9 protein-coding genes are annotated in these 16,056 nt (G+C 70.9%); 8 read left to right on the forward strand and 1 reads right to left on the reverse strand.

All coding sequences use genetic code 11. The features are described from left to right. The first annotated feature begins 137 nt into the window (after positions 1 to 137). The 5 genes from CVV72_RS04925 to CVV72_RS04945 are packed head-to-tail and all read left to right on the forward strand — an operon-like array spanning position 138 to position 12,076. Positions 138 to 3,173: a non-ribosomal peptide synthetase gene (locus CVV72_RS04925; RefSeq protein WP_219151235.1), complete on the forward strand. Its 3,036-nt coding sequence runs from the start codon at positions 138 to 140 to the stop codon at positions 3,171 to 3,173. Then, positions 3,170 to 8,596, forward strand: coding sequence for a non-ribosomal peptide synthetase/MFS transporter (locus tag CVV72_RS04930; protein ID WP_219151236.1), 5,427 nt, complete (start codon positions 3,170 to 3,172; stop codon positions 8,594 to 8,596). The genes CVV72_RS04925 and CVV72_RS04930 overlap by 4 nt, the downstream gene beginning before the upstream one ends. Then, entirely contained in the window at positions 8,593 to 9,864 is a 1,272-nt protein-coding gene (locus CVV72_RS04935) for an ATP-grasp domain-containing protein (protein ID WP_219151237.1), read from the forward strand. Before CVV72_RS04930 ends, CVV72_RS04935 begins: the two co-directional genes overlap by 4 nt. After that, positions 9,861 to 11,138, forward strand: coding sequence for an ATP-grasp domain-containing protein (locus tag CVV72_RS04940; RefSeq protein ID WP_219151238.1), 1,278 nt, complete (start codon positions 9,861 to 9,863; stop codon positions 11,136 to 11,138). The genes CVV72_RS04935 and CVV72_RS04940 overlap by 4 nt, the downstream gene beginning before the upstream one ends. Continuing rightward, on the forward strand, positions 11,135 to 12,076 hold the full coding sequence (locus CVV72_RS04945; RefSeq protein WP_219151239.1) for a TauD/TfdA family dioxygenase: 942 nt from the start codon (positions 11,135 to 11,137) through the stop codon (positions 12,074 to 12,076). Before CVV72_RS04940 ends, CVV72_RS04945 begins: the two co-directional genes overlap by 4 nt. A 390-nt stretch (positions 12,077 to 12,466) precedes the next feature. On the opposite strand, the gene CVV72_RS04950 is transcribed toward CVV72_RS04945, so the two are convergent. Next, positions 12,467 to 13,861, reverse strand: coding sequence for an MFS transporter (locus CVV72_RS04950; RefSeq protein ID WP_219151240.1), 1,395 nt, complete (start codon positions 13,859 to 13,861; stop codon positions 12,467 to 12,469). Here CVV72_RS04950 and CVV72_RS04955 point away from each other — a divergent pair. The 3 genes from CVV72_RS04955 to CVV72_RS04965 all read left to right on the forward strand — a co-directional run bounded on the left by CVV72_RS04955 (position 13,860) and on the right by CVV72_RS04965 (position 16,019). Continuing rightward, positions 13,860 to 14,210, forward strand: coding sequence for a metalloregulator ArsR/SmtB family transcription factor (locus CVV72_RS04955; protein WP_034307973.1), 351 nt, complete (start codon positions 13,860 to 13,862; stop codon positions 14,208 to 14,210). The two genes, CVV72_RS04950 and CVV72_RS04955, sit on opposite strands and share 2 nt — an antisense overlap. 133 nt (positions 14,211 to 14,343) lie before the next feature. Next, entirely contained in the window at positions 14,344 to 15,255 is a 912-nt protein-coding gene (locus CVV72_RS04960) for a serine protease (RefSeq protein ID WP_219151241.1), read from the forward strand. Between the two features lie 107 nt (positions 15,256 to 15,362). Continuing rightward, positions 15,363 to 16,019: a helix-turn-helix domain-containing protein gene (locus CVV72_RS04965; protein WP_219151242.1), complete on the forward strand. Its 657-nt coding sequence runs from the start codon at positions 15,363 to 15,365 to the stop codon at positions 16,017 to 16,019. The last annotated feature ends 37 nt before the right edge of the window (positions 16,020 to 16,056 follow it).

Genomic DNA, 16,056 nt, shown 5'->3' on the forward strand with positions numbered 1-16,056 from the left:
GACCGGTTCAGGAGAGGTGTGTGGAAATAGGGACACTCAACGTCCCTGTTTCCACACACCCCCCAATCGACGTCACCTTTGACTCACCTCTCGATCGCGAGCGCGGGTTCACCAACAGACATTGAGAACAGGAAATCATGAGCGACACGAAGGAATGGACGTTCCCGGCCTCGTTCGGGCAGGAGCGGATCTGGCTGTCCGGCCAGCTCGACCCGGCGTCCCCGGTGTACAACCTGCACTGTCAGGCCCGGCTGGACCGCCCGCTGACCGCGGAGCAGTGGCGCGCCGCGCTCGGCCTCATCGTCGGGCGGCATGAAGCGCTGCGTACGTCGTTCCGCATGGACGGCGGCGCGCTCCTGCAGGTGGTGCACGCCGAGGTGCCGATCGAGCCCGAGGTGCACGACCTGCGCAACCTGCCCGACGGCGCCCGCGACGACCGGCTCGCCGAACTCGTCGGTGAGGTGTCGCGCGAGGCCATCCCGCTCGACTCGCCGCCGCCGTGGCGGGCCCAGGTGTGCCGCATGGCCGACGACGAGTGGGTGCTCACGTTCGTCGTGCACCACACCGTGTTCGACGCCGGCTCGGTGCTGGTGCTCGGCACGGAACTTGGCGAGGCGTGCGATGCCGTGTTCGAGGGCCGTGAGCCGAAGCTGCCCGAGCTGTCCATCCAGTACCCGGACTACTCGGCCTGGCAGCGCGGGCAGCTCGAAACGTCCAGCGGACAGCTGGACTACTGGCGAAAGCAGCTCGCCGGGCTGCCGCCGGTGCACGGTCTGCCCACCGACCGGCCGCGGCCGTCGGAACTGACGTTCGCCGGGGACCAGGTGCACTTCACCCTCCCGGACGGTCTCATCGACCGGGTCGGCGAGCTGAGCCGGGAGCTGTCGGCGTCGCCGTTCATGGTGCTGCTGGCCGGCTACGCGGCGCTCCTGTCACGACTGTCCAGAGTGGACGACATCGTCGTCGGCGTCCCGGTCGCGGGCCGCGACCTGCCCGAGCTTGCCGACCTGATCGGCATGTTCGTCAACCAGATGGCCGTGCGCGTCGACTGCTCGGGCGCGCCCGCGTTCGCCGAGCTGGTCGGCCGGGTGCGGACCACGGTGCTGGAGGCGATCGACCACAGCCAGGTGCCGTTCCAGGCGGTCGCCGAGGCGGTCGGGGCCGAACGAGATCCCGGCGTGCAGGCGCTGTACCAGCTGGGGTTCAACTTTTTGCCCGACTCGGGGCTGGAACCGATCCGCTCGGCCACCGCGAAGGACGACATCGCGATCGACCTGACCGCTGTGGACGGCAGGCTCGTCTACCGCACCGACCTGTTCGACCGCGAGACCGCCGAAGCCGTGGCCGAGCGCTACGTGCGGCTGCTGAGCGCGGCGGTCGCCGACCCGGCACAGTCGGTCGCGGAACTGCCGCTGCTGTCGGACGCCGAGCGTGAACTGGTCCTGACCGGGTGGAACCCGGCAGTGTCCACTTCGGACGCGAAGACCGTGCACGCCCGATTCGAGGACCAGGCGCGGCGGACCCCGGACGCACCCGCCGTCGACTTCGGCGGGGTTCGCTTGACGTATGCCGAGCTGAACGCGCGAGCCAACCGCGTCGCCCACCGGCTGCGTGAGCTGGGCGCCGGTCCCGGCACTGTCGTGGGCGTGTGCGTGCCGAACTCGGCGGAGCTGCTGACCGGTGTGCTCGGTGTGCTGAAGAGCGGCGCAGCCTACGTCCCGCTCGACCCGGCCAACCCGGCCCCGAGGCAGGCGCTGATCCTCGCCGACGCGGGAGTCCCGTTCGTGCTGGTCACCGGTGAGTCCTCTTTGGACACCAAGACGCTGGCCCTTGACGACCCGGCGGAGTGGTCGGTCGCGGCCACCGAGGATCCGGAACCGGCGGCCGGACCGGGCGATGTCGCCTACGTGATCTACACGTCGGGCTCGACGGGGCGGCCCAAGGGCGTCGAGGTGGAACACCAGGCCGTCGACACGTATCTGGCGTGGGCTCGTGAGGCGTACCCCGGCCTGGCCGGACGGGCGCTGCTGCACACGTCGGCGTCGTTCGACCTCACCGTGACGACGCTGCTCGGCACCCTCACCGCCGGGGGCGCGGTGGTCGACGGCGGCCGCCCGACGTTCGTCAAGGCGACCCCGACGCACCTCGCCGTCCTCGCCGAGGAGCTGTTCCCGACGGGTGAGCTTGTGCTCGGCGGTGAAGCGCTGACCGCCGAGGCCGTCCAGCCGTGGCGGGAGCGGCACCCCGGCACGCTCGTCGTCAACGAATACGGCCCGACCGAGGCCACCGTCGGCTGCGTCGTGCACCGGATCGAACCGGGGGACACGCTGCCGTCCGGACCCGTCTCGATCGGCCGTCCGGTGCCCGGCACCCGTGTGTACGTCCTCGACGAGCGGCGGCAGCCGGTGCCGCCGGGCGTCCCGGGCGAGCTGTACGTCGCCGGCCCGCAGCTCGCCCGCGGTTACCTCGGGCTGCCGGACCTGACCGCCGAAAAGTTCGTCGAGGGACCGTCCGGCCGGATGTACGCGACCGGCGACCTCGTCCGCTGGCGTCGCGACGGCACGCTCGACTACCTCGGCCGCATCGACGAGCAGGTGAAGCTGCGCGGCTACCGCATCGAGCCCGGCGAGGTCGAAGCGGCGCTGCGTGAGCTGCCGGAAGTGCGGGACGCGGCCGTGGCGGTTCGCGGCGACACGCTCGTCGGCTACGTCGTCGGCGGCGCCGAGGGCGCGGCCGACGCCCTGCGGAAGACGTTGCCGGACTACCTGGTGCCGACCCGGTTCGTGTCGCTCGACGCGCTGCCGATGGCGGCGAGCGGCAAGCTCGACCGGGCCGCGTTGCCGGATCCCGAACCCGGAGAGGCGCCGGCTTACGTCGCCCCCCGGACCGCGGCCGAAGAACTCGTCGCCGAAGTGCTCGGCGAGTTGCTCGGCATCGACGACCTCGGCGCGGACGACGACTTCTTCGCCCGTGGCGGCAACTCGCTGCTGGCGATCCGCGCGATGGCCCGGATCCGCAAACAGGTCGAGGTCGACATCCCGGTGCGGGGGTTGTTCACCCTCACCACGGTCGCCGGGCTCGCCGCCGAGATCGAGCGGCGGCTCTCCGAAGACCTCGACCAGCTCAGCGACGAAGAGGTCCAGCGCCAGCTGGCCGAAGGCGAGCTCTCATGACCGCGATCGACGAGACCAGCGCGGCCGCGCGCCGCGCGCTGCTCGAACGACGGCTGCGACGGCGCGCGGAGCCTGCCGCGACCATCACGCCGCGCCCCGCCGACTCCGTCGTCCCGCTGTCCTATCAGCAGGAACGCGTCTGGTTCATGGAGCAGTTCGCGCCGGGAACCGGGTCCTACCACATCCCGGTGCCGATCCGGCTGACCGGCAGGCTCGACGTCGCCGCGCTCCAGTCCGCTTTGGACACCCTCCCGGCGCGGCACGAGGCGCTGCGGATGCGTTTCCCGGAAGGGGAGGACGGGCAGCCGACCGTCCACATCGAATCGTCGGTATCGGTCACTCTGTCCATAGTGGACGCAGGCGGCGAGGAAGCCGCCCGCGCCGCGGTCGACGCCGCCGCGGCCGAGACGTTCGACCTGGCAACGGGTCCGCTGCTCCGGGCGACCCTGGCCAGGGTGTCCGACGAGGAACACCTGCTTGTCCTGTGCACGCATCACATCGTGGGCGACGGCTGGTCGGTCGACCTGCTGCTGCGTGACCTCGCCGCGGAGTACCACGCCCTGAGCACCGGCGGCACGGCCGAGCTGCCCGCGCTGAGCATCGGGTACGGCGACTTCGCGCACTGGCAGCGCCGCACGCTCACCGGTGGCGAACTCGACCGGCAGCTGGAGCACTGGAAGGCGCAGCTCGCCGGCGTCGAGCCCCTGGAGCTGCCCACCGACCGGCCCCGGCCCGCCAAGCAGAGCTTCGACGGCGCGATCCACGAGTTCTTCGTCGAGCGTGAGCTCGCCGGCGCACTCGGTGAGTTGAGCCGCGGGAACGGCGTCACGCTCTTCATGACCCTGCTGGCCGCCTACCAGGTCCTGCTGGCGCGGTACTCGGGCCAGGAGGACTTCGCGATCGGCTCGTCGTCGGCCGGGCGCGGTCTGCCCGAGCTGGAGGGTGTGGCGGGCATGTTCATCAACATGCTGCCCCTGCGTGCCCAGCTGGCGGACGACCCGACGTTCGCCGAGCTGCTCGAACGGACCCGGCGGCATGTGCTGGACGCGTTCGAGCACGCCGACGTCCCGTTCGAGCGGCTGGTGAACGCGCTCGGCGTGCCCCGCGACGTCAGTCGCTCGCCGGTGTTCCAGGCGATGTTCGTACTGCAGAACTACGAGATGGGCCGGATGGGCACGGCCGGAGAGTCCGAAGTGGACTTCCGCTGGCTGCCGATGGACCTGCCCGCGACCCGGTTCGACTTCGAGTTCCACGCGATCGAGGTCGAACGCGGCCTGATCGGCAAGCTCGTGTACAACACCGCGCTGTTCACCGAGGACACGGTCGCCGGGATGGCCGGGCGGCTGGTCACGCTGCTGCGCGCGATCGTCGCCGACCCGGAGCGGCGGCTGTCCCAACTGGACATCCTCGACGCCGGGCAGCGCGAACTCGTCCTGGAGCGCTGGAACGCCACGACGGCCGAGTTCCCGCAGACCACGCTCCACGCGCTCGTCGAGGAGCAGGCCGCTCGGACGCCGGACGCGCCCGCGGTGGCCTTCCGCGGCGCGTCGCTGACCTACCGCGAGCTGGATGAGCGGGCCAACCGGCTCGCGCACCGGTTGCGTGGCCTCGGCGTCGGGCCGGGTGTGCTCACCGGGGTGTTCGCGGAGCGGTCGTTCGAGCTGGTCGTCGCGCTTCTCGGCGTGCTGAAAGCCGGGGGCGCGTACGTCCCGCTCGACCCGGAGTACCCGGCCGACCGGCTGGCGTTCATGCTGCGGGACGCGGCCGCGCCTGTCGTGGTGACGCAGGCCGCGTTGCGCGAAACGCTGCCGCCGGGTGACTCGATCGTCGTTGTCGTAGACGACACTGCCGACCTCGCCGAGACGGCAGGGCCGCCCGAGCCGCTCGCCGGTCCGGACGACCCGGCGTACGTCATCTACACCTCGGGCTCCACGGGGCAGCCGAAGGGCGTGCCCAACGGTCACCGCGGCATCGCCAACCGGCTCGACTGGATGCAGCGCGCGTACCGCCTCGACGGCACCGATTCGGTGCTGCAGAAGACCCCGGCCGGCTTCGACGTGTCGGTCTGGGAGTTCTTCTGGCCGCTGATCACCGGTGCGCGGCTCGTGCTCGCCGAACCCGGTGGCCACAAGGACGCCGCGTACCTGCGGGAGCTGCTCGCGTCCGAAGGCATCACCACGGCGCACTTCGTGCCGTCGATGCTCACGCTTTTCCTTGCCGAACAAGGCGTCGAGACCTGCACGGCGTTGCGGCGGGTCGTGTGCAGCGGCGAGGAACTGCCGCTCGACGCCGCCCGCGAGTTCGTCCGGCGCCTGCCGGACTGCGAGCTGCACAACCTCTACGGTCCGACCGAAGCCGCCATCGACGTCACCGCCTGGCACTGCACCCCCGCCGCGCTCGCCGAGGTCGCGTCGGTGCCGATCGGGGCGCCGATCCAGAACATCCGGATCTACGTCCTCGACCGTGCCGGGCGGCCATGCCCGGTCGGCGTACCCGGTGAACTGCACATCGCGGGCGTCGGCCTCGCCCTGGGCTACCACAACCGCCCGGAGCTCACGGCGGAGCGGTTCGTGCCCGATCCGTTCCACAGTGGACGGATGTACCGGACCGGTGACCTCGCGCACTGGCGCCCGGACGGGACGATCGCGTTCCTCGGCCGGATCGATCACCAGGTCAAGCTGCGCGGCCTCCGCATCGAGCTGGGGGAGATCGAGACTGCCCTGCGCGCCCAGCCGGGTGTGCGCGACGCCGTCGTGATCGTCCGCGAGGACACGCCGGGAGACAAACGGCTGGTCGGGTACATCGTCGGCGACGCCGAGCCCGGAGTGCTGCGGACGGCGCTCAAGCAGGGCCTCCCGGACTACATGGTCCCGCCGTCGTTCGCCGCGCTCGACGAGCTGCCGCTCACCCCGAACGGCAAGCTCGATCGCAAGGCGTTGCCCGCCCCGGTCGCGGCACGGGACGCGACCAAGGAACTGGTCGCGCCGTCGACCCCGGTCGAGACCCTGCTGGCCGAAATCTGGCGGGACGTGCTCAAAGTGGACGAGCTGGGCGTCGACGACGACTTCTTCGATCTCGGCGGCCACTCGATGCTGGCCACCCAGGTGGTGGCGCGGATCGGCAAGGCGGGCGCGGGCCAGGTCGGCGTCATGGACCTGTTCCAGCACCGCACGATCCGCGAACTGGCGTCCTTCATGGACGGTGACGACGCCGACCGGCCGCGCCACCTGCTGTACGAGCTGACCAAGCCGACGACGCGGCGGACGCTGACCTATGTCTGCTTCCCCTACGGCGGCGGCAGCGCGATCGTCTACCAGCCGCTGGCCGACGCGCTTCCGGAGGGCTACTCGCTCTACTCGGTCGCCATCCCCGGCCACGACGTCGGGCTGTCCGAAGAGGCCCTGCCCTTCGACGACCTGGTCGAGCGGCTGGCCGACGAGATCCTCGACCGCGTCGACGGCCCGCTCGCCATCTACGGCCACTGCGGGGTCGGCAACGCGCTCGCCGTCGCCGTCGCCCGGCTGCTCGAAGAGCGCGGCCGCGAGCTGGAAGTCGTCTACATCGGCGCGATCTTCCCGTTCGCCCGCATGAAGGGTCCGGTGGGCACGCTGCGCACCCGGCTGGAGAAGCTGCGCAGCAACCGGTACTACTCGAACTGGCTCAAGGGCATGGGCGTCGACACCGACGACCTCGACCCGGCGCAGGCCGACCGGATCATCACGAACATGCGCGCCGACAGCCGCGCCGCCGAGGAGTACTTCAGCGGCCTGCTCGACGCCCGCGTGGCCAAGCTGCGCGCGCCGATCGTGTCGGTGGTCGGCTCCGAGGACCCGGTCACCGACTTCTACGCCGAGCGGTACCGGGAATGGGAGTTCCTCACCGACACCACCGGGCTCGTGGTGCTCGACCAGGCGGGGCACTTCTTCCTGCGCTACCGGGCCGAGGAACTCGCGGAGATCGTCACGCGCGTGCATCCGGCGCTGGACGATCCCGGCGAACTCGACGTCCGGGTCCGCGGCGAAGACGCGGGCTGGGCGGTGCACGAGACCCATCGGGCCACCGTGGACGACAAGCCCGCGGTGCGGCCGAGCATGGGCCGGTTCGTCACGATCACCATCGGGCAGCTGGTGTCCTCGACCGGCTCGGCGCTGACGTCGTTCGCCGTGCCGATCTGGCTCTACACCCGCACGGGGTCGGTCGCCGACCTCGGCCTGCTGTGGGCGCTCGCGCTGCTGTTCGGTGTGCTCGTCCTGCCGGTGGCCGGTGCACTGGTCGACCGCGGTGACCGGCGGCGGATCATGATCGCGGCCAGCAGCGTCGCGGGCGGGATCCAGCTGATACTGGCGTTGCTGCTGATCACCGGGCACGTCCAGCTGTGGTTGTTCTACGTGCTGATCCCACTCGGGTCGGTGGCCGCTTCGTTCCAGCGCATCGCCTATCAGTCGTCGGTGGCGCAGCTGGTGCCGAAGCAGTACCTCGGACACGCGATGGGTCTCGCCCAGCTGTCCACCGGATTCGCCCAGCTGCTGATGCCGGTGATCGCGGCCGGGCTGCTGGCGACGATCCAGCTGTCCGGGATCCTGATCCTGGACATGGCGAGCTACGCGTTCGCGATCGTGGGCCTGCTGCTGGTGCGGTTCCCGGACATGCTGGGCTGGCGCCCGCGCGAACCGCTGCTGACGGCGATCGCGGGCGGGTTGCGGTACTCGTGGAACCACCGCGGCTTCCGCACGATGCTGCTGTACTTCGCGCTGGCGAACGTCTTCCTCGCCCCAGCGCTGGTGCTGCTCTCACCGCTCGTGCTGTCGTTCGGCTCGGTCACCGACGTCGCGCAGGTGGCGCTGGCCGAGGCCGTCGGCGCGGTCGCGGGCGGCATCGGGATGGCGCTGTGGGGCGGCCCGCGGCACCGGCGGATGGTCGGCGTGCTCGTCGGCAACGTCGGGATCGCGCTCGGCAGCCTGGTGATGGGCCTGCGGCCGTCGCTGATCGTCGTCGCGGCCGGGGTGTTCCTCCTCGCCGCCGCGATGTCCGTGTCGCAGGGCATCTACGCGACGCTGGTGCAGGTCAAGGTGCCGCAGCGGTTCCACGGCCGGGTGTTCGCCATCAACCAGACGATCACGTGGTCGACGCTGCCGATCGGGTTCGCCGTGCTGGCGCCGCTGGCCGTCGGCTGGTTCTCGCCGTTGCTGGCGCCGGGCGGCGCGCTGACCGGTTCGGTCGGCGCCGTGCTCGGCACAGGGGAGACCCGGGGTATCGGGCTCGCTTACGTCGTCTTCGCGCTGATCCTGCTGCTGATCAACGTGGGCGGGTTCTCGATGCGGCTGCTGCGCCGCTTCGACACCGAAGTGCCCGATTCGCTGCCTGACGACCTGGTGGGGGCGCAGGAACGAGAGCGCAAGCTCGCGGGGAAGGAAGCCGCATGAGTACGGCAGTGCTGGTCAGGGAGGCCCGCGGGCACTGGGTCGGCGAGGTCGCGCCCGCGATACGGGCGGCCGGGCACCGCGTGGTGCTGCTCGCCCCGCCGATGGACGCGGCCGAGCGGGCCGCGCTGGACGGCCTGGTGGACGACGTCGTCGCGCTCGACGACGTCCACGACCCGGAAGCCGTCGCGGCGAAGGTCCGGGAGATCGCCGGCGACGCGGTGGCCGGTATCTTCACCGGCTCGGACGGCGCCATCGCGAGCACCGCCCGTGCTGCGGAGCTGCTCGGGGTGGCACGGTGCCCGGCGTCGGTGTTCGCCTTGTGCGCGAACAAGTTCGCCGTCCGGGAGGCGCTGGCCGCGGCCGGGCTCCCCGGCCCCGCACACACCCTGATCTCGTCGGCCGCCGAGGCGGCATCGGTCGCTTCGGCGGTCGGGCTCCCGGCGATCGTCAAACCGGTCAACGGGGCGGGCAGCAACCTCGTCCGCACCGTGTCCACTGTGGACGAATTGGCGGCCGCGTACGAGCTGCTTGCCGCGCGACTGCCCGAGTCCGCGGATCCGCGCTACCACCGTCCACTGGGGACACTGGACCCTTCGGCGACGTTCCTCGTCGAAGGATTGCTGTCCGGCCCGGAGTACGCGGTGGACGTGCTGGTCCGTGCCGGGGTGGCCGAGCCGGTCGAGATCCTCGACAAGCCGCTGATCGACGAGCGGAAGTTCGAGCTGGCGCTGTCGTGCCCGCCCGCCGGGCTCACCGGCGACCGGGCCGAGCTGGTCACCGCGGCGGCCGTCGCCGCCGTCCGGGCGCTGGGTCTCGACAACACCTGCGCCCACGTCGAGGTGATCGACGACGCCGACCACGGCCCGACGATCGTCGAGGTCAACGCCGGACGGCCTGCCGGGTCGATCATGCCGCTGCTGGCGAAGCTGCGCACCGGTATCGACGTGTTCGCCGAGCTGGCGACGCTCGCGGTGGGCGCTCCGCCGCCGGTGCGGGAACCCGCCAAACTGCCGATCCCGCTGGGCATGCTGATCCTCTACGCGGCCGGTTCGGGCCGGTTGACCGGCATCGGCGGGCTCGACGAGATCGCCGAGCTGCCCGAGGTGATCGACGTCGTCACCACCGTCTCGCCGGGGGAAGTGCTCACCGACGAACAGGAGACCTACGCGGTCAACCTCGTCGTGGCCGGGTTCGCCGATCACGACGATCTCGCCGCCCTGCACGCGGAGGCGAGCAAGCTCGTCCGGCTGGAACTGGAGGAAGTGTGAACACCGCGTTCGTCGTCTGCGAGACCACCGGGCAGTGGATCGCCGACTTCGTGGCCGCCGTACGCGCGGCCGGGCTGGGGGCCGAGCTGGTCACGCAGCCCCTGGAGCCGGCCGAGCAGGCACAACTGACGGAGGTCGTGGACGGCTTCGTTTTCGTCGACGACGTCCGTGACGCCGAAGCCGTCGCCGAGGCGATCCGGGCGCGGACCGCGCGGCCGGCCGGGGTGGTGACCGCCGCCGAGGGGATCATCGCGAGCGTCGCGCGTGCGGCCGAGCTGCTCGGCGTCGCACGCTGCCCGGTGTCGGTGTTCACCGTGACGCACAACAAGTTCGCGGTCCGGCAGGTGCTGGCCGCGGCCGGGTTGCCGGGGCCGCGCTGCGCGCTGATCTCGTCGGCGGACGAGGCGGCGTCGGTGGCTGCGGCGGTCGGGCTCCCGGCGATCATCAAGCCGGTGAACGGCGCCGCGAGCAATCTCGTGCGTACGGTGTCCACTGTGGACGAGCTGGCGGCGGCGTACCGGCTGCTGGCCGAGCGGTTGCCGCTGTCGGAGGACGCCCGGTACCACCGGCTCGTCGGTGGCGGACCGTCACCGATCGACCCCCTGAAGGTGTTCCTCGTGGAAGGCCTGCTGCGCGGCCCCGAATACGCGGTCGACGTCCTGGTTCGCGACGGCGTCGCGGAGCCGGTGGCCGTGGTGGAAAAGCCGCTGATCGACGAGCGCAAATTCGAACTGGGCATGGTCTGCCCACCGCTCGAACTGTCCGAAAAGGACACCGAACGGCTGTTCGCGGCGGCGACGGCCGCCGCGCTCGCCCTGGGCCTGGACAACACCTGCGCGCACCTGGAGCTGATCGACGACGCCGAGCTGGGCCCGACGATCGTCGAGGTGAACGCGGGCCGCCCGGCAGGCGGCGCCCAGCCGGTGCTGCTGAAGCTCGCGACCGGCATCGACGTCATCGCCGAGGCCGTGTCGCTGGCACTGGGCACGCCACCGCCGGCGCGAGGTGTGGGCCTGCCGGTGCCGGTGGGCTACCTGATCTTCTACGCCGAGGGCACCGGGCGGCTGGTCCGCGTCGACGGCACGGACGAGGTCGCCGACCTGCCCGAGGTCCTGGAGGTCGTCACCATCGTGCGCCCCGGCCAGCTGCTCACCGACGACCAGGAGATCTACGCGGTGAACGTCCTCGCCGCGGGGTTCGCCGACACCGAAGACCTCGCCGCGCTGCACGCCGAGGCCGCCAAGCTGATCCGATTCGAACTGGAGGAGTCATGACCGAACTCGCGGCGAACCTCGACAGCGCCCACTACGTCGAGGGCAACGAACACACGAAGATCACCGTATACGCGGCCACGGGCCTGGACTGGGTGCGCGAGCACCGCGAAGTGCTCCAGGACCGGTTGCGCGAGCACGGCGCGATCCTGCTGCGCGGGATGCCCGCCGACCTGGCGGTGTTCAACCAGGTCACCGAGGAGATCGGCGGTTCGCTGCTGACATACACGGAACGGTCGACGCCGCGTTCGGCGGTCTCGGGCAACATCTACACCTCGACGGAGTACCCGGCGGCCGAGTCGATCCCGATGCACAACGAGAACTCGTACTCGGCGCACTGGCCGGACCGCCTGTTCTTCCTGTGCGACACGGCGGCCGAAACCGGCGGCGCGACGCCGATCGCCGACAGCCGTGCGATGTACCGCCTGCTGCCGCCGGACCTGCGCGAGCGGTTCGCGGGCGGCGTCACCTACACCCGGGCGTTCCGCGAAGGCCTCGGGCTGACCTGGCAGGAGGCGTTCCAGACCGACGACCGCCAGGTGGTGGAGGACTACTGCACCGGCAACGGGCAGACGTACGAGTGGACCGACGAGGGCCTGCGCACGCGGCACGTGCGTCCGTCCTTCGTCGAGGAACCGCACACCGGCGCGACGGTGTGGTTCAACCAGTCCAACCTGTTCCACGTTTCGAGCCTGGGGGAGGAGGTCAGCGAGGCGCTGCTGGAGCTGTACCCCGAGGAAGACCTGCCCCGCAACGCGTTCTTCGCCGACGGCTCGCCGATCCCGCAGGCGGACCTCGTCACGATCAAGGCGGCGTACGACGAGGTCAGTTACACGTTCCCGTGGCAGCAGGGCGACATCATGGTGATCAACAACATGCTGATGGCGCATGGACGCCAGCCGTTCACCGGCAAGCGGCGGATCCTGGTCGCCATGACCTGAGCCGGCTCGGCGCTCGAGGGCGACGGGCCGGTGCCGGTCGCCCTCGGGGCCGGGGTGCAACGCCGGCCGTGACGAAGGCTCAAGGAACCCCGGCGGCCGTGCGGGCTTTCATATGCTCAAGCCGGACACTTGTTGAGGAATGGTGTCTTCTGGGTGGGCAGTCCGCTCCCGGCCCGTCGGCGGCTTTGGTGTCGCGAAAGCCGCTTTCGGGACATCACGCGTCTCGAAAGTGGCTTTCGCGACATGTGCTCGGTTCGCGTGGGTGGCGGCTGGGGTTGCGAAAGTGGCTTTGCCAACGTTCAGTGCTGTGAAAGTGGCTTTCGCAACACGCGCTCAACCCACCTGGGCAGTCCGCTGACGTCGCGAAAGCCACGCCACGGTCGACTCGCCTCAATTACGAACGTCGACGGGCCAGCGGTGGTGGTTCTGGTCGATGACGAACTCGTGGCTGTGCCGCCACGTGCCGTCGTCGGTTCGGACGGCGTCGGCGAGGTGTGCGGGATCGACGGGCCCGTGGTGGGTGTGGTCGAGAAGAAGGGGGTCGCGGCGCGGCCAGGCGCGGATCGCGACGGTGAGTCCGATTAGCGCGAGGGCGCCGAGGAAGAGCCAGGTGGTGGTGAATCCGGCGGTGGTGGCGAGCCAGCCGGCGAGGGGGTACGCGAGCAGCCAGCAGGCGTGTGACAGCGAGAAGTGGGCGGCGAAGATCGCGGGCCGGTCGCCGGGGTGGCTGGACTTGCGCAGGACCCGGCCGACGGGTGTGAGGACGAGACCGGTGCCGAGGCCGATGATCGCCCAGACGGTGAGCGCGGCGCCCCATCGCCAGCCGCCGGTCTCGGCGGTGGACAACGCGATCCCGCCGGTCATTCCGGCGAGGAGGGTTCCGCCGCCGGTGAGCATGACGGTGCGTTCGGGGATCCGGTCGAGGGCGCGGGGGAGCAGGAGCGCGACGACGATGGTGCCGACGCCGTTGCCCGCCAGGAGAAGCGCGACGTCGGCCGGGGATCGGCCGAGGGTGTCCTGGACGTAGTTGACCGTGTTGACCATGACGACGGAACCGACGGCGGCGACCGTCACGTCGAGGCCGAGTGTTCCGCGAAGGCGCGGGGTCGCGGTGAAGATCTTGATCCCGGCGAGGGTGCGGTCCCGGAGTCCGCCACGGTGGCTGCGGGTCGCTTCGGGGATGCGGGTGCTCAGCACGAGCGCGGCGGAGGCGGCGAACCCGATCGAGGTCCCGGTGAACAGCCAAGAGAAGGACACGAGGCTGAGCGCGGCGGCGGCCAGCAGGGGACTGAGGAGGCTCTCCATCGTCGAGGCCAGCTGCGAGAGCGAGAGTGCCTTCGTGTAGTCGCGTTCGTCGGGCAGGATGTCCGGCAGGACGGCCTGGAAGGTCGGGGTGAACGACGCCGACGCGGATTGCAGGACCACGATCAGGACGTAGATCTGCCAGACCTGGTCGACGAAGGGCAGGGCGAGGACGACGAGCGCGCGGACGGCGTCGAGGGAAACGAGGAAGAGCCGCCGTGGCACCCGGCCGGCGTAGGCCCCGGCGAGTGGCGCGACCGTGACGTAGGTGATCATCTTGATCGCCAGCGCGGTGCCCAGCACCGCGCCGGCGCCGGCGCCCGCCAGGTCGTAGGCCAGCAGGCCGAGCGCTACGGTCGTCAATCCAGTGCCGAACAGCGCGACCAGCTGTGCCCCGAACAGATGCCGGTAGTCCCGATGACCGAACAACGACACGCTCCGCCGCTCCTCTTGGCCGCCCCTCCTTCCATGATAGGTGCTCATGTACGCACATGACGAATCAGGCGATCAGTGGACCCGGCTGCCACCCGATGACCGGATCGAGGTCGCGTCCACGTCGCTGCGGATGCTGGCCGATCCGACCCGGATGCGGATGCTGTGGTTGCTCAGCGGCGAGGAGTACGACGTCGCGTCCTTGTCGGCCGCGGTCGCCATCGCGCGCCCGGCGGTGTCCCAGCATCTGGCCAAGCTCAAGCTGGCCGGGCTGGTCTCGCAACGCCGGGACGGCCGTCGGATCCTCTACCGGGCCCGCGGCGGACACGTCCGTCGTCTCTTGGCGGAGGTCATGAACGCGGCCGACCATCACCTGCACGGGATCCCCGACCACGATTGAGCCGCCGGGATCAGGTCAACGCGCGGCTGCTCGGGGCTCGCCGTCGATGTGGTCGGCGTGGAAGAGGGCTTGCCGGATGATCTTCGGGCGTCCTGCCGGACAACCTTCCTTGCCGCCGGCGCGTCCCCTGATCATGGACTTGAAGCTCGTATGTCGCCGAATCGTCGCGTCGACGGGGATCCTCGGCGCCGTACTGGCCGCCGTGGCCGTGCCGGCGTCGGCGGCCGGCGATCAGGTGGTGACTCGGGTGAGCGAGGCCGAGCGGGCCGCGGCGTTGGCGTATTGGACTCCGGAGCGGATGCGCCAGTGGGTGGGTGACGACGAGCTGCCGCCTGCCGAGAAGATCGGCCGCGAATGGGAGCGACCGGTACCGGCCGGGGTCGGGCGGTTGTTCTTCACCGCGGAACCGGGCGTCGACGGATCGTGTACGGCGACGGTGATCCCCAGTGCCACCAAGGATGTGGCGCTCACCGCGGGCCACTGCGTCAACGGCGGATTCGACCGCCACGACAATCCGATCAAGATCCTCAACGTCGTGTTCGTTCCGGGCTACGACCACGGCGAGGCGCCGCACGGGGTGTTCGCGGCGCGTGCGTTCGCCTGGTCCGCGACCTATCCCGGCCCCTCCAGCGGAATCGACGATGACGCGGTGCTCGCCCTGGACCCGGTCGGCGGCCGCCATGTCGCCGAGGTCGCGGGCACGCAGGACATCTCGTTCGAGGCACCACCGTCCCCTGTGGACGCGACGCTCCTCGGCTACCCGGTGTCGAAGGCGGCGGGCGGTGAGGCGTTGTTCTCCTGCGCACGACCCGCCACACTCGACGCGAACTCGGTCAGCATTTCGTGGAAGACCGATTGCGACCTCGCCGGAGGTTCCAGCGGGGGTCCGTGGCTGCGGAACTTCGATCCCGCCACGGGGAAGGGGACCATCTTCAGCGTCACGAGCCGGGGAACGATGAACGAGGAGCTCGTGACCCTGGACCTGAGCGGCGCCGCGCTGAGCGAACCCGTGCGAAAGTTGATCGAGAACGCCCCGGACCTCTGACCTGGTGCGGCCGATACGGCCGTTCGCCGTAACGCCTTGTCGCGGGTGGACGACAACTCAGGCACGAAGAGCCGATCGGTGCAGGCGACCGCGGTGGAGGTCACTGAATGCTTACGGACGATGTGACCGGCGCCGTCGGGGGTCTCCCGATGGGGATGGCACGCGTGCCCGGTCGCTCGGTGCTCGAGGGTGCGTTCGCGTTGCTCGAGGTGCTCGCCGACGCCGACGCCGGTGCGGGCCTGGGGTTGACGGAGGCGGCTCATCGCGCGGGCCTGCCCAAGTCGACGGCCCATCGGCTCCTGGAGCAGATGTGCGGGATCGGCGCGGTCGAACGGCTGTTCCGCGGGTACGTCGTCGGCCCGCTGGCGGGCAGGCTCGTCCAGGGCCGGGGTCGGCTGCACGCGAGGATCCGCGCCGCGGTGGGGCGACCGGCGATCCGGCTGGCGAAACTGACCAGGACCGACGTCGCGGTCTGCGTGCTGTCCGGGTCCGACGTCGTGGTGGTCGCGGCGGTCTCGGGCCACTCCGCGAGCGTGCCCGCCGTCTCGCCGGGTGCGGTGCTGCCGTCCTCGGCCGCGGTGGCCGGGGTGCTGCTCGGCGGTGTCGAGCACGGTGCCGCGGCGCCGATCCGATGCCCGGAAGGCCGGACCGTGGCCGCGATCGGCTTGCTGTCCATCGCGGGGAACGACCTCGCGGTGATGCGGCGGCTGGTCGACGCCGCCGCGCTGGAAGCCGGTCGCGAGTTGACCGAATCCGCCCGTTGACGGCCGGGAAGTCACCAGTCCGCTGAGCGGACCACCC

It is taken from the genome of Amycolatopsis sp. TNS106 (genome assembly GCF_019330265.1).
Lineage (GTDB): Bacteria > Actinomycetota > Actinomycetes > Mycobacteriales > Pseudonocardiaceae > Amycolatopsis > Amycolatopsis lurida.

What these genes read in the sequence shown, in the direction of transcription:
- CVV72_RS04925 (WP_219151235.1), top strand. Translation starts at nt 138, where the DNA reads ATGAGCGACACGAAGGAATGGACGTTCCCGGCCTCGTTCGGGCAGGAG.
- CVV72_RS04930 (WP_219151236.1), top strand. Translation starts at nt 3,170, where the DNA reads ATGACCGCGATCGACGAGACCAGCGCGGCCGCGCGCCGCGCGCTGCTC.
- CVV72_RS04935 (WP_219151237.1), top strand. Translation starts at nt 8,593, where the DNA reads ATGAGTACGGCAGTGCTGGTCAGGGAGGCCCGCGGGCACTGGGTCGGC.
- CVV72_RS04945 (WP_219151239.1), top strand. Translation starts at nt 11,135, where the DNA reads ATGACCGAACTCGCGGCGAACCTCGACAGCGCCCACTACGTCGAGGGC.
- CVV72_RS04955 (WP_034307973.1), top strand. Translation starts at nt 13,860, where the DNA reads ATGTACGCACATGACGAATCAGGCGATCAGTGGACCCGGCTGCCACCC.
- CVV72_RS04950 (WP_219151240.1), bottom strand. Translation starts at nt 13,861, where the DNA reads ATGAGCACCTATCATGGAAGGAGGGGCGGCCAAGAGGAGCGGCGGAGC.
- CVV72_RS04960 (WP_219151241.1), top strand. Translation starts at nt 14,344, where the DNA reads ATGGACTTGAAGCTCGTATGTCGCCGAATCGTCGCGTCGACGGGGATC.
- CVV72_RS04965 (WP_219151242.1), top strand. Translation starts at nt 15,363, where the DNA reads ATGCTTACGGACGATGTGACCGGCGCCGTCGGGGGTCTCCCGATGGGG.